Genomic DNA, 12,935 nt, shown 5'->3' on the forward strand with positions numbered 1-12,935 from the left:
GGGAGCCTCGGTCGTCGGGGCCCCCGCCAGGGGCCTTCTCCACGACTCGGGAGAGGCATCCGACGCCAGGGGCGCTCGCGCGAGAGACGGTCCACCCGCCGTCGTGTGCCCGCCCGGCTCCCCGGGCGCTGCGGCTCCGGCCCCTCCGGGCACTACGCGCCTTCGGGCTCCGCCGCGTCCGTCGTCCTCGTGCGTCGCTCGGTACGCTCCGGTCCTGCCTCGTCCAGCGAGCGGCCCAGCAGGGCGAGCAGGTCCCTCAGCCGGGCCTGTTCGGCGGCGCCGAGCCCGGCCAGCATCTCCCGTTCGCCCGCGGCACGGGCGTCGGCCACCCGTGCGGCGAGGTCCAGCCCGGCGGGAGTGAGCCGCAGACGGACGATCCGCCGGTCCCGGCCGTCCCGCTCCCGCTCGATCAGCCCGGACTCGGCCAGGCGGTCCGCCTGCATCGTCAGTCCGCCCTGGCTCAGCGAGACGACGCCCGCGACCTCCCCCATCGTCCGCCGGTAGGGCGCCCCCGCCCGCCGCAGCGCGTCGAGCACCTCGGAAGCGGCCACGCCGATGCCGAAGTCCTTCACGACGGCACCCGTCAGCGCCCGGTAGCGCTGGAGACAAGCCTGGAGCGGTCCGAAGAGCTCCTCGGGAGCCGGGGCCGCGACGACCGGCCCGGCGTCCGCACGCACGACACCGGCGTCCGCACGCACGGCACCGGCGTCGGCACGCACGGGACCGGCGTCGGCTGCGCGTGCCGACCCGTCGGATCCGGCCCCAGGTGCGGCCTCCCGAGCCCCGACGGCGGTCGCGAGCACGTCCGCGAGGGCGGGTTCGAGCTGCTCCGTCGGCACCGAGCGGGCCGGCTCATGGGCGAACATGTACCGCTCCATGATCACGCCGAAGAGAACGCTGCGGACCATCGCGAGCCGGACGTCGGACCGGGCGGACTCCCCGATCAGACGGACGAGCGGTTCGCTCACCTGCTGGTCCAGGATGCCGCGGAACAGTTCGGCGCTGGGCGGATGGGAGAGCGCCGAGCGGATGAGCGCCGGCCACGGATCCTCGTCGGGAAGGCGGTCCCACCGCTCCAGGTAGGCGTGGGCGAGGGCCCGCGGCAGCCGGTCCGGGTCGTTCGCGACGGCATCGAGCACGGCGCCGGTGACGCCCGTGCCGGCCCCCACCGCCTCCAGGAACAGCCCGTCCTTGGTGCCGAAGTACGCCATGACCAGGCCAGGGGTCACGCCCGCCTCGGCCGCGATGGCCCGGATCCCGGCACCCGCGTAGCCGTGCGCGGAGAACAGTCGACGGGCGGCGTCCAGGACGGCTCTGCGGTTGCCCTCGGGGTCGTGCCCACGACCGCGGCGTGATCGCACCTGTTCGGAATCCACATCGCTCAGATTAAACGAGCGTTCATGAAAACAGTCGTTCAAAAGCCGCTACACACGGTGGACCGGTCCGTCGCATTCCGTGAGCGGGAGCCCGCTGCCGCCGCGGCGGAGCGCGACGATCTCCGCGACGATGGACAGGGCCGTCTCCTCCGGCCCGTGCCCGCCCAGATCCAGGCCGATCGGGGAGCGCAGCCGGGCCAGCTCCGCCTCGCTCAGGCCCGCCTCACGCAGCCGCTCCAGCCTGTCCCCGTGCGTGCGCCTGCTCCCCATGGCCCCGACGTAGGAGGCCGGGCCGCGCAGCGCCAGTTCGAGCAGCGGCACGTCGAACTTGGCGTCGTGGGTGAGCACACAGATCGCGGTGGTCGGGCCGACCCGGTCCGCCCGCGCGGCGAGCCACCGGTCGGGCCGGTCCACGACGACCTCGTGGGCGCCGGGGAAGCGCCGCGGGTCGGCGAAGGCCGGCCGGGCGTCGCACAGGGTCACCCGGTGGCCGAGCAGAGCCCCGAACCGGGCGAGCGGGCGCGCGAACTCGACCGCGCCGAAGATCAGCAGCCGTGGCGGGTCCGCATACGACTGCACCATGAGCTCGCATTCCGGCACACATCCGGGGCCGAGGCCGTCCACGCCGTCGGCGGCCGCACCGGCGCCCCCTTCGCCGAGGCGCACCAGTCCGCTCACCCCCCGAGCCAGCATCGACCGCACGGCATGAGACACCGCCCGGTCGAGCACGACATCGCCGAACACCCCCGCCGTCCAGTCGCGCCCTACGACGATGCCCGTCCCGGCCGTGGCGCCTGCGGTCACCATCGTCGCCAGCGCGACCGGCTCGCCCGTGGCGACACTCTCGGCCAGGCGCGCCATGGAGATCTCGGGGCCCACCTCCCGGACGAAGACGTCGATCGTGCCGCCGCAGGTCAGCCCGACGGCGAAGGCATCGCCGTCGTCGACGCCGTAACGCTCGCCGACCGGGGGGCCACCGGCCAGCACGCCCTCGGCCGCCGCGCACACGGCGGCCTCGACGCAGCCCCCGGACACGCTCCCGACCACCCGGCCGTCCTCCGAGACCAGCATCGAGGCGCCCACCGGGTGCGGGGACGAGCCCTGGGCGCGGATCACGGTGGCCATCGCGAAGCGGGTCCCGACGCGCTGCCACTCGGCCGCCTGGTCCAGCAGATGTCTCATGCCGCTCACCTCGAAGCATCTCGAATCGGCTTCACCCTCTTGCCAAGAAGAAACTTTAGTGTAAATCATTTCAGGCATTAGATAGATGGGATCCCGCCCGACGGATCCGCGCCCACCCACCTGTCCGTGCGGTTCGTCCGCGCGGTCGGCATGCGCGGACCGCACGTGCGGTTCCTCCGTGCGGACCGCGACCCCGTGCCCGCCTCCCCTGCCCGCGCCGGCCTCCCCTCGCCGGAGGGCGACGAACGAGAGTGATGGGAACCAGTTGAAACCAGCACCCTTTGACTACATCGCTCCGCGCCGCGTCGCCGACGTGCTCGCGCTCCTCGCCGACGAGGAGCGCGAGGCGAAGATCGTGGCGGGCGGCCAGTCCCTGATCCCGATGCTCAGCATGCGGCTCGCCCGGCCCGAGGTCCTCGTGGACATCACACGCGTCCCGGAACTCGACCGGCTCGGCGTGGATGCGGCGGGTGCGCTGCACATCGGCGCCGCCGTCCGCCAGAGCGCGGTCGCCGACGACCCCGCCGTGCGCGACGGCTGGCCCCTGCTGGCGGCCGCGATCGGGCACATCGGGCATCCGCAGATACGCCACCGCGGCACCGTGTGCGGCAGTCTCGCCCACCACGACCCGGCCGCCGAACTGCCCGCGGCCGCGCTGGCACTGGACGCCCGCTTCGTCGTCGACGGCCCGCGCGGCCCCCGCACCGTCGCGGCCCAGGACTTCTTCGTCGCCACCTTCCAGACGGCCGTGGAACCGGACGAGCTCCTCACCGAGGTCGTGCTCGGCCCGCAGCCGGGCCGCGGCTGGGCGTTCGAGGAACTGACCCGCCGGCACGGGGACTTCGCCACCGTCGGCGTGGCCGTGCTCCTGGAGCGCGCGGAGACCTCGGGGACCGTCCGTGACGCCCGGGTCGTCTTCTGCGGCGCCGGCCCCGTGCCCGTACGGCTGCCCGCCGCGGAGCAGGCGCTGATCGGCACCGAGGTCGACGAGCGGGCGGTCGCCGCGGCCGCCCTCGCCGCCCGCGATCGCCTCGTACCCGCCGACGACATCCACGCCACGGCCCGCTACCGGCGCGAAGGCGCCGCCCACCTCCTCGCCCGCGCCTGCACCACCGCCTGGGAGCGCTGCTCATGACCCCCTCCTCCCCCACGCCCGCCAAGGCGCCCGCCCCCGTGCCCGGCACGGACGCCCGCCGGGCGGGAACGCCCCCGCTCTCCGAACCGTCCGGCTGGCACGAGGTGCGGCTGACGGTGAACGGCGGCCCCGTGATCGCCGAGGTCGAGTCCCGGCTGTTGCTGAGCGACTTCCTGCGCGACCGGCTCGGTCTGACCGGTACGCACGTCGGCTGCGAACACGGTGTCTGCGGAGCCTGCACCGTCCTCATGGACGGCTCCCCGGTGCGCTCCTGCCTCACGCTGGCCGTGCAGTGCGAGGGCCGCGCGTTGCGCACGGTCGAGGGGCTCGCGCCGGACGACGCCCCGCTGACCCCGGTGCAGCGCGCGTTCCACGAGTGCCACGGCATGCAGTGCGGCTTCTGCACACCCGGGTTCGTGATGACGACGACCGCGCTGGCCGAGAGCGCCGAACGCCCCGCCGAGCCGGAGGTGGCCGACGCCCTGAGCGGGCACCTGTGCCGCTGCACCGGCTACCGCAACATCCGCCGCGCCGTCTGCCAGGCACTCGACGAACGATTCGGGAAGTGAGCCGTATGCCCCGCACCACCGAGCACCGGCACGAGGACGCGCACGCCCCCGCGACGGGCGGCTGGATCGGCCGTCCCGTGCCCCGGGTCGAGGACGAGCGGCTGCTGCGCGGCCACGGCCGCTACGTCGACGACGTCGCTCTGCCGGGCGCCCTCCAGGCCGCCTTCCTGCGCAGCCCGCACGCCCACGCCCGCATCGAGTCGGTGGACGTCCGGGCGGCGCTCGCCGCTCCGGGCGTGGTCGCCGTCTGGACCGGCGCCGACGTGGCGGCGCTGCCACCCATGCTCAACAAGGAGGAGCTGCGCACGCCGCCCGGTCTCGCCGACCTCCTCGACCCGCTGGTCCGGATGACGCCGATGCCGCTGCTCGCCACGGACAAGGTCCTGTACGTGGGCCAGCCCGTCGCCGTCGTGCTCGCCGAGAACCGTTACCTCGCCGAGGACGCGCTCGAACTGGTCGACGTCCGCTACACGGCACTGCCCGCCGTGGTCGACCCGGAGGAGGCGCTCTCCCCCGGCGCCCCGCGGCTCCACGAGGAGCTGGACGACAACACGGCGGTCGCGGTGGCCACCAAGGTCGGTGATCCGGACGAGGCCTTCGCCACCGCCCACATGGTGGTCAGCGAGGAGTTCCTCGCGCACCGCTATGTCGCGTCCCCCATCGAGACCCGCGCCGTCGCAGCTCAAGTAGACCCTTTCAGCGGGAAGTTGACGGTGTGGTCGGGTACGCAGACCCCGCACCGGCTGCGCGAGGCGATCGCCCACACACTGGGCCGGGAGTCCGAGACGGTCCGCGTCGTCGCGGCCGACGTCGGCGGCGGCTTCGGCCAGAAGGGCATCCTGTACGTCGAGGAACTGCTGGTGCCGTACGCCGCGCGGGCACTCGGGCGCGCCGTGCTGTGGCGCGAGGACCGCAACGAGAACCTCACCGCGTCCTCGCACGCCCGGGAGCAGATCCATCGCATCGAGCTCGCCGCCGACGCGGACGGCCGGCTCCTCGCCGTACGCGACCGGATCACCGTCAACTTCGGCGCGTACAACATGACCGGGCTGGTCGTTCCGTACAACTCGCTGTGCCATCTGCTCGGCCCCTACCGGGTGCCCCACGCGGACATCGGCGTCGTGGGCGTGCTGACCAACACCACGTTCTCCACTCCCTACCGGGGAGCCGGGCGCCCCGAGGCGGTGTTCGCGATGGAACGGGCGATGGACCGGCTCGCCATCGAACTGGGCCTGGAACCAGCAGAGTTGCGGGCCCGTAATCTCGTGCGGCCGCACGAGATGCCCTATGCGACGGGTCTGGTGGACCGCTCCGGCAAGCCGCAGTCCTACGACTCGGGGGACTTCCCGGAACTGCTGCGCCGCGCCGTCGCGAAAGCCGATCTGCCGGCGGTACGGGCCCGGCAGCGGTACGGCCCGCAGGGCGGCAAACGCGTCGGGGTCGGCTTCGCGATGTACATAGAGGCGACCGGTCTCGGCCCGTTCGAGACGGCCCGGATGGACATCGCACCCAACGGGCGCGTGAAGCTCGCCATCGGCGCGCCCTCACAGGGCCAGGGACACCGCACCTCCATGGCACAGATCGCCGCCGACGCCCTCGGCGTCCCGCTCGACGTCATCGACGTGACCGGCGGCGACACCGAGGCGACGCCCTTCGGCGTCGGCACCATCGCGAGCCGGGCGCTGGTCAACGCCGGCAATGCCACCCACCGCGCCGGGCGCCTCGTCCGGGAGAAGGTCCTCGAAGCCGCCGCCCGGCGACTCGGCGTCCCCACGGACGGCCTCGACCTGCGTGACGGTGTCGTCGTCCCCAGGACGGGCGACGGGCCGTCCCTCACACTCGCCCGACTGGCCGGGCAGGCGCCGCTGCCGGGCACGCCCGAACCCACCGACGGCAGGCACGGCACCGAGCTGAGCGAGACGGTGCATTTCCGCCCGCCGGGCTTCGCGGTCGCGAGCGGCGCCCACGCCGCCGTCGTCGAGGTCGACGTGCGCACCGGAGAGATCGAGATCCTGAAGTACGCGGTCGTCCATGACGCGGGCGTCATCGTCAACCCGTTGATCGCCGAGGGGCAGGTGACCGGCGGCGTGGCACAAGGCATCGCGGGCGCCCTGTACGAGGAGATGGTCTACGGCCCGGACGGTCAGCCCCGCACCACCACGTACATGGACTACCTCGTGCCGACGTCCTCGGAGATCCCGGACCTCGATCTGGACGAGCTGTTCACTCCCAGCCCCATGAACGATCTCGGCGTCAAGGGCCTCGGCGAGGGCGGCGCCATCGCGCCACAGGCCGTGCTCGCCAATGCCGTGGAGGACGCGCTGCGCCCCCTCGGCGTGGTCGTCCGTCGTGGCCCCCTCTCCCCCAGCCGGGTCCGCGACCTGATCCGCACCGCTCCGGCACCCGACGGCCAGGACTGAGGACTCCGCCGGCACTCACCCACCCACTGCCCTGCCGGCGCCCACCCACCGCCGCCCCCTCCCGCCGGCCGTACGCGCCGGCGGACAAACCCACCCACACGCACCCACCGCCGATTGGACCCGCCATGCGACTCGATCACTCCTTCACCGTCCCGGCCACGCCCGACGAGGCCTGGAAGCTGTTCCAGGACCTGCGCCGCGTCGCTCCCTGCATGCCGGGCGCGACCCTCGACACCCTCGACGGCGACGCGTTCACCGGCCGGGTGAAGGTCAAGGTCGGAGCGGTGCAGATGAGTTACCGGGGCGAGGGCACCGTCACCCGCGACGAGGCGGAACGTTCGATGATCCTGGACCTCACCGGCAGCGAGACACGCGGCGCCGGCACGGCGGCGGCCCGCGTCGTCGCCGGACTCGCCGCCGATCGCGCCGGGACCTTGGTCCGGGTCCGCACGGAGCTCGACATCACCGGCAGGCCCGCGCAGTTCGGCCGGGGCATCATGACGGAGGTCGGTGACCGTATCGTCCAGCAGTTCGCCGCCCGGCTGGAGGAGCTGCTGCGCGACCCGGACCGTTCGACCGCGACCGGCGGGATCGCCGCGACGCCGCTCCCGGCGGCTGCCGAGGCCGACGCGGTGGACCTGGGCGCGGCCGTCCTGCCGGTGCTGCTCCGGAAGGCCGCCGTCCCCGCGGCGGCCGCGGTCGTCGCCGTGCTCCTCGTCGGCGCCCTGAGGCACCGGTCGCGCTGACGGGCCCTGCGGGCGCGGGCCGCCGGGACCGGGTGCGGCCACGGACAGATTAGATGTACAGTACATCAATGCATATGTGCCGGTCAGCCGTCCACTCCTCCACCGAGGCGGGCCGGTGACGGCCTCGACGACGCCCTCCCGCAGAGCACCGCTCGCCACCGCCCTCGCCGAAGCGCTCTGGTTCCCGGCGGCCCTCTTCCTCGGCTTCCTGTTCTGCTTCGCCCCGGCGCTGCACGCGCCCCAGCCGCACCACGCGAAGGTCGTGGTGGCGGGCGCGGCCACGGAGAGCCGGGTCGACGGCGTGCTGCGGCGGCAGCAGCCCGGCGGGTTCGACGTCACCGCCGTGGCCGACGCCGGAAAGGCCCGCGAGGCCGTGCTGGACCGGGAGGCCGTGGCCGGGTACGCGGAGGGCGACCGGCCGGTCCTCTACGTGGCCAAGGCCAACGGCATGTCCCTCGAACAGGCGCTGACCAAAGCCTTCACCCCGGTCGCGGCGCAGCACGGGCACGGGGAGAAGCTGACGGTCGTGGACGTGGCCCCGACCACGCACAAGGACCTGATGGGCACGACCCTGGTCTACTTCGGCATCGCCTGGAGCATCCCCGGCTACATCCTCTCGACGACCCTGCTGCGTGCGGTGGCCCTGGACCGGCGCAAGAAGCTGTCGACGATCGCGGGCACCGCGGCGCTGTTCAGCGTGATCGGCTACGCGGTCGGGGTGGGACTCGGGTACCTCCCGCACGCCCCCTCGACGATGGCGATCGCGTTTCTGCTCACCACGGCCGTCGCCACGTTCGCCTCCGGACTGGCGCCGTTCGCCAAGCAGTACTTCCCCGCCATCGGCATGGGCCTGTTCATCGTGCTGAGCATCCCGACCAGCGGCGGTGTGGCCCCGGCACCGCTGCTGCCGACGTTCTTCCAGTACGTGCACGCCGTCATGCCCCTCGCCAACGCGGTGGACGCCCTGCGCGGAGCGCTCTACTTCGACGGGGCCGGCGTGCTCAAGCCCGTGCTGGTGCTGTGCGCGTGGACCGCGGCGGGCGTCGCACTGCTGGGCCTCGACGCCGGGCGGCACCGCCGAGCAGCGCGACGGGACGCGCACGGCGAGCCCGCGGACGTCGAGGAGCCGCCGCTGGAGGACGCGTCGCTGGAGGTGCCGCTGCCCACCGCGCTTCCCGTGCACGCCCACCACTTCGGCGATCCGGAGCCCGTCCTGGTGGGCACCGTCCTGGACTCCCGGCAGCGGCCCGTGCACCGTGCCGTGGTGACCGTCATGGACGCCCGCGGACGGAGGCTGGTGTCCACGACGACGGACGCGCGCGGCGAGTACGCCGTGGCCGGGCTGCCCGAGGGGTGTCTCAGCGTCGTCGCGTCCTCGGCGGGCCGCACGCCGGTGGTCCACCGGGAACTGCTCGGCGCCGGCGCCGTCCTGCGCACCGACTTCGCGTTGCACGAGCGCGGGACGGCTCCGCGGCAGACGGCCGGCGAGTAGGCGCGGGCGGACGGGCGGCGACGTGTGGACTCCCGTTCGTGGACCCGCCCGCGCGAGGCGCCGGCCCGCGGCCTGGACGCCACAGCCCTCAGGGGGCCGCCTTCACGGTCTTCATCGTGAAGTGCGAGGTGATGTTCTTGATGCGGGGGATGGCCATCACCCGGTGGCTGAGGAACTTCTCGTAGGCAGCCAGGTCGGCGACCGCCACCCGCACGAAGTAGTCCGGGTTGCCGAAGAGCCTGCGCAGCTCGACGACCTCGTCGGCCTGCGCCAGCGTGCGCTCGAAGTGTTCGACGGTCTCGGCGTCCTGCGACTCCAGGCCGAGATCGATCAGGACCTCGAAGGAGCGGCCCACGGCGGCGGGGGCGACGACGGCTCGATAGCCCTGGATCACCCCCTCGCTCTCGAGGCGCTGCACGCGTCGCAGGCACGGTCCGGTGGTCAGCCCCACGCGCTGGGCCAGGTCCACGTTGCTGATCCGCCCGTCCCGCTCCAGCTCGGCGATGATTGCTCGGTCGATCGCATCCACGCGAAAATATTGCACCATGCCAGGACGGGCGAGCAATATTCGCAACCATGTGTCGCGCGTTTTCCGGGATGATTGAACCGTGCAACGAGATGTTCCGACCCTCCCGGCAGCACCGGAAGCCGTACCGGCCCCCGCCTCCCGGCGTCAGCAGATCACCCTGGGCGTCCGCGACTCCTTCTCCGCGGGCCTCGGGATCTTCCCCCTCGGCATAGCCCTCGGACTGCTGATCCTCCAGGCGGGCCTGCCCTGGTGGCTGACCCCCGCCCTGTCCCTGGCCGCCTTCGCGGGCTCCCTGGAGCTGCTGCTGGTGGGCATGATGGCCACCGTCACCCCGCTCGCCGCGATCGCGCTGACCGTGCTCGTGGTCAACTTCCGGCATGTCTTCTACGCCTTCTCCTTCCCCCTCCACCTGGTCAGGCACCCGGTGGGGAAGGCGTACGCCGTCTACGCGATGATCGACGAGGCCTACGCCGTCAACGCCTCCCTGCCCGAGTCGGAGCGCTCGGGGCCGCGGCTCCTCGCCCTGCAGATCGCCTGCGAGACCTACTGGGTCGGCGGCGGACTGGTCGGCGTCGCTCTCGGCGCTGCCCTGGCCGCGCCCGTCGAGGGCCTGGAGTTCGCCCTGTGCGCCCTGTTCACCGTGCTCACCCTGGACGCGTTCCGGTCCCGCAGGGAGATCCCCTCGGTCCTCCTCGCGGGCGCGAGCGTCGCCGTCGCCCTCGTGCTCACCCCGGGCCTCGCGCTGTTCACCGCGCTGCTGCTGTTCGTCGCCCTGCTGCTGGCCCGCCACGCCGTGACCGCCCGTCGTCCCGCCCAGGAGGCCGCCGGTGCCTAGCACCTCGTATCTCGTGGCCGTCCTGGCCATCGTCTTCAGCATCACGCTGGCGCTGCGCGCCCTGCCCTTCGCGGTGCTCGGCCGGCTGCGCGGCTCGGCGGTCGTGCGGCAGCTGTCGGTGTGGATGCCCGTGGGCATCCTCGCGATCCTCGCGGTGACGGCTCTGCACGGCACCATGGCGACCGACCCGCACGGCGCGGGGTACGCGCTGCTCGCGGTCGCCGTCACCGCCGGCGTCCATCTGGCGTTCGGCCGCCGCACCGTCCTGAGCGTCGGCATCGGCACCGCCGTCTACGTCGTCCTGCTCAACACCCTGTGACCCGTACAAGGAGAGACGTCCGTTGACCACCGGCATCCCGGCCCCCGGCAGCTACTACGAGCGCATCGACGAGCACCGCTACAAGCCCACCGCCCACGCGGGCGGCGCCTGGGACCCCGACGAGCTGCACTTCAGCCCGCTCGGCGGGCTCGTCGCACACGCCCTGGACCGTCACACGGCCACGCGTGCGGACTCCGGAATGCTGCTGTCACGGATCAGCTACGACATCCTCGGGAGGCTCGCTCTCGACGAGTGCGAGATCCGCGTGGAGACGGTCCGGCCCGGCCGCACCATCGAACTGCTCGAAGCCGTCGTGCTGATCGCCGACCGCCCGGTGGTCCGTGCCCGCGCCTGGCTCCTCGCCGCCCTCGACACCGCCGACGTCGCGGGCGGGGCCGACGAGCGCCTCGCCGCGCCCGAGAGCCTCCCCCGGCGGGAGCTGTCCGACGTGTGGCCGGGCGGTTACATCGCCTCCCTCGACGTGCGCGCGGTCACCACGCCCCGGCCGGGCCGGGCGACCGCCTGGGTCTCCACGCCCCTCGACCTCGTCGCCGGCGAGCCCAGCGGCCCGCTCGCCTCCTACCTCGCGCTGGTCGACACGGCCAACGGCATCGCCGTGCGGCAGCCGCCGACGGCCTGGATGTACCCCAACGTCGACCTGACCGTCCACCTCCACCGCCGTCCCGAGGGCGGCTGGACCGGTCTGGACACCACCGTCACGTTCGGGCCGACGGGCCAGGGGGTCACCAGCACCGTCCTGCACGACGTGCGCGGGCCGGTGGGTCACGCCCAGCAGATCCTCACCGTCCGGCCGATCGCCGCCGACTGATCACACCCGTGAACAGCCGGCCGATCGCGTGTGCGGAGAGGCGCGCTGGCCGCCTATGACCGACGCACGGGCGCGGAGTGGACCTCCGTCCCCTCCGCCGGACGGATCCGGGACCGGTGAGCGGGCAGAGCCGGTCCGGTCAGCCGGGAAGCAGCGGGCGCAGGGCGATGCGGGCCACCCGCGGCCAGTCGACCTCCGGTCTGTTCACCGGTGTACCGGGGCGGTGGCGCGGCACCCGGACGCGCAGTGCCCCCGGAGCGATCCGGCACAGCACGGGTGCGGGCAGTACGACGTGCTCGCCGTCGATGCCCGCCGGGACGGTGGCGGTGTCGGCCTCGACGACGACCTCCCGGGCCGTCAGCCGCAGGAAGCCAGGGGAACGCGCCCCGCTCACCATCCGTGCCGCCTGCGCGGAGTTCTCGACGCACACGCCCAGCACCCCGAGCAGTCCGGAGTCCAGGCGCTCCCGGCGCCCCGGACGCGCCGCGTCGACGGCGCGCCGGTAGGGGTTGTTGCTGACGAGCAGCGCCTGGAGTCCCTCGGCCCGGGTGTCGCCGGCGCGCATCCGCAGCCGGGGCGCGTCGTCCCCCGTGAGGAGACCGGGCAGCGTCTCCAGGATCGTCTGCGCCTTCGCGTCCCGGTAGGCGGGGTCGCCGACGACGGCCGCGTACGTCCCGAAGGACGCGTTGTTGACGAACACGCGGTCGGCGGCGAACCCCAGGTCGACGCGGACCTCGACGCCGTCGGTCAGGGCGTCCAGGGCGGCCGCGGGATCGTCGCGGTCGAGGCCGAGGTCGAGCGCGAAGTGGTTGCGGGTGCCGGCCGGGATCACCAGGAAGGGCAGGCCGTGGCGCGCCGCCACCTCGGCCACCAGGGCCTGGGTGCCGTCGCCGCCCGCGACGGCGAGGAGGTCGGCTCCGTCGGACACGGCCTGCCGGGCCAGTTCGCTCACGTCCTCGTGTCCGGACCCGAGCAGGACGACGTGGGCGCCCGCCGCCCGCGCCTTCTCCACCAGCCGGAACCGGTCCACCTTGCCGCCGCCGGAGCGGGGGTTCATGAGGATCCAGGGGCGCCGTGGCGGCTCGACACGGGTCCGTTCGCGCACGGGGGCGACGTGCAGTGGCGCCAGGGCCATTCGGGCCGCCGTGACGGCCAGCACCCACAGGGCCAGGCCGACGAAGGCCGGGGCGAGCAGTCCGAAGACGGCGTAGAGCACCAGGACGGTCAGCGGCGCGAGGACGGACAGGGCGATCCCGAGGGCGCGCACCACGCCGGTGTGGGCGAGGGCCCACCACACACCGACGGCGGCGAGTGCCAGCCCGGCCACGCCGATCAGCACCCAGAACACGCTCCGCAGGCCCGCCGCGACAAGCGGGATCAGCACGCCGGCCGTCAGGGCGAGCAGCGCCAGACGCGCCCACCCGGCACGCCCTCTGCGGACGGCCGTGGTGGAGCACGCGTCCGGCGCGCTCGCGTTCTTTCCGTGTCGTCGCACCTGTCCGT

General features: G+C 73.6%; 12 protein-coding genes. 8 read left to right on the top strand and 4 right to left on the bottom strand.

All coding sequences use genetic code 11. From position 1 onward, the window contains the following. Window positions 1-152: 152 nt before the first annotated feature. Window positions 153-1,376 carry a TetR/AcrR family transcriptional regulator gene (locus ACSYGO_RS09420; protein WP_460386474.1) on the bottom strand — a complete coding sequence of 408 codons (1,224 nt, stop codon included), beginning with the start codon at window positions 1,374-1,376 and terminating at the stop codon, window positions 153-155. A gap of 48 nt (window positions 1,377-1,424) precedes the next feature. Further along, window positions 1,425-2,558, bottom strand: a complete 1,134-nt coding sequence (locus tag ACSYGO_RS09425) for an XdhC family protein (protein WP_432172331.1) — start codon at window positions 2,556-2,558, stop codon at window positions 1,425-1,427. 265 nt (window positions 2,559-2,823) lie between these two features. Between ACSYGO_RS09425 and ACSYGO_RS09430 the strand changes: the two genes are divergently transcribed. The 5 genes from ACSYGO_RS09430 to ACSYGO_RS09450 all read left to right on the top strand — a co-directional run bounded on the left by ACSYGO_RS09430 (window position 2,824) and on the right by ACSYGO_RS09450 (window position 8,920). Beyond that, window positions 2,824-3,693, top strand: coding sequence for an FAD binding domain-containing protein (locus ACSYGO_RS09430; protein ID WP_460386475.1), 870 nt, complete (start codon window positions 2,824-2,826; stop codon window positions 3,691-3,693). Further along, complete coding sequence (locus ACSYGO_RS09435; protein WP_460386476.1) at window positions 3,690-4,262, top strand: (2Fe-2S)-binding protein; 573 nt, start codon at window positions 3,690-3,692, stop codon at window positions 4,260-4,262. The genes ACSYGO_RS09430 and ACSYGO_RS09435 overlap by 4 nt, the downstream gene beginning before the upstream one ends. A gap of 5 nt (window positions 4,263-4,267) precedes the next feature. After that, window positions 4,268-6,682, top strand: coding sequence for a xanthine dehydrogenase family protein molybdopterin-binding subunit (locus ACSYGO_RS09440; RefSeq protein ID WP_460389694.1), 2,415 nt, complete (start codon window positions 4,268-4,270; stop codon window positions 6,680-6,682). 125 nt (window positions 6,683-6,807) lie between these two features. Beyond that, window positions 6,808-7,428: an SRPBCC family protein gene (locus ACSYGO_RS09445; RefSeq protein WP_460386477.1), complete on the top strand. Its 621-nt coding sequence runs from the start codon at window positions 6,808-6,810 to the stop codon at window positions 7,426-7,428. Between the two features lie 115 nt (window positions 7,429-7,543). Further along, window positions 7,544-8,920 carry a carboxypeptidase regulatory-like domain-containing protein gene (locus ACSYGO_RS09450; protein WP_426678667.1) on the top strand — a complete coding sequence of 459 codons (1,377 nt, stop codon included), beginning with the start codon at window positions 7,544-7,546 and terminating at the stop codon, window positions 8,918-8,920. An 88-nt stretch (window positions 8,921-9,008) separates the two neighbouring features. Here ACSYGO_RS09450 and ACSYGO_RS09455 read toward each other — a convergent pair whose 3' ends face one another. Beyond that, window positions 9,009-9,449: an Lrp/AsnC family transcriptional regulator gene (locus tag ACSYGO_RS09455; RefSeq protein WP_426678668.1), complete on the bottom strand. Its 441-nt coding sequence runs from the start codon at window positions 9,447-9,449 to the stop codon at window positions 9,009-9,011. A gap of 79 nt (window positions 9,450-9,528) precedes the next feature. Between ACSYGO_RS09455 and ACSYGO_RS09460 the strand changes: the two genes are divergently transcribed. The 3 genes from ACSYGO_RS09460 to ACSYGO_RS09470 are packed head-to-tail and all read left to right on the top strand — an operon-like array spanning window position 9,529 to window position 11,432. After that, window positions 9,529-10,284 carry an AzlC family ABC transporter permease gene (locus ACSYGO_RS09460; RefSeq protein ID WP_460386478.1) on the top strand — a complete coding sequence of 252 codons (756 nt, stop codon included), beginning with the start codon at window positions 9,529-9,531 and terminating at the stop codon, window positions 10,282-10,284. Next, a complete protein-coding gene (locus ACSYGO_RS09465) occupies window positions 10,277-10,603 on the top strand; it encodes a branched-chain amino acid transporter permease (RefSeq protein WP_432172326.1) in 327 nt (108 codons plus the stop codon). Before ACSYGO_RS09460 ends, ACSYGO_RS09465 begins: the two co-directional genes overlap by 8 nt. Before the next feature lie 22 nt (window positions 10,604-10,625). Beyond that, window positions 10,626-11,432 carry a thioesterase family protein gene (locus ACSYGO_RS09470; RefSeq protein WP_460386479.1) on the top strand — a complete coding sequence of 269 codons (807 nt, stop codon included), beginning with the start codon at window positions 10,626-10,628 and terminating at the stop codon, window positions 11,430-11,432. A gap of 139 nt (window positions 11,433-11,571) precedes the next feature. Here the strand turns inward: ACSYGO_RS09470 and ACSYGO_RS09475 are convergent, their stop codons facing one another. Next, the gene (locus ACSYGO_RS09475; protein WP_426678672.1) at window positions 11,572-12,927 is read right to left on the bottom strand and encodes a diacylglycerol/lipid kinase family protein; all 1,356 of its coding nucleotides are present in this window, start codon (window positions 12,925-12,927) and stop codon (window positions 11,572-11,574) included. Window positions 12,928-12,935 lie beyond the last annotated feature (8 nt).

This window comes from Streptomyces krungchingensis (genome assembly GCF_054729265.1).

Excerpts from the sequence above, each read along its gene's own strand:
- ACSYGO_RS09425 (WP_432172331.1), bottom strand. The coding sequence starts at position 2,558 with ATGAGACATCTGCTGGACCAGGCGGCCGAGTGGCAGCGCGTCGGGACC.
- ACSYGO_RS09435 (WP_460386476.1), top strand. The coding sequence starts at position 3,690 with ATGACCCCCTCCTCCCCCACGCCCGCCAAGGCGCCCGCCCCCGTGCCC.
- ACSYGO_RS09440 (WP_460389694.1), top strand. The coding sequence starts at position 4,268 with ATGCCCCGCACCACCGAGCACCGGCACGAGGACGCGCACGCCCCCGCG.
- ACSYGO_RS09445 (WP_460386477.1), top strand. The coding sequence starts at position 6,808 with ATGCGACTCGATCACTCCTTCACCGTCCCGGCCACGCCCGACGAGGCC.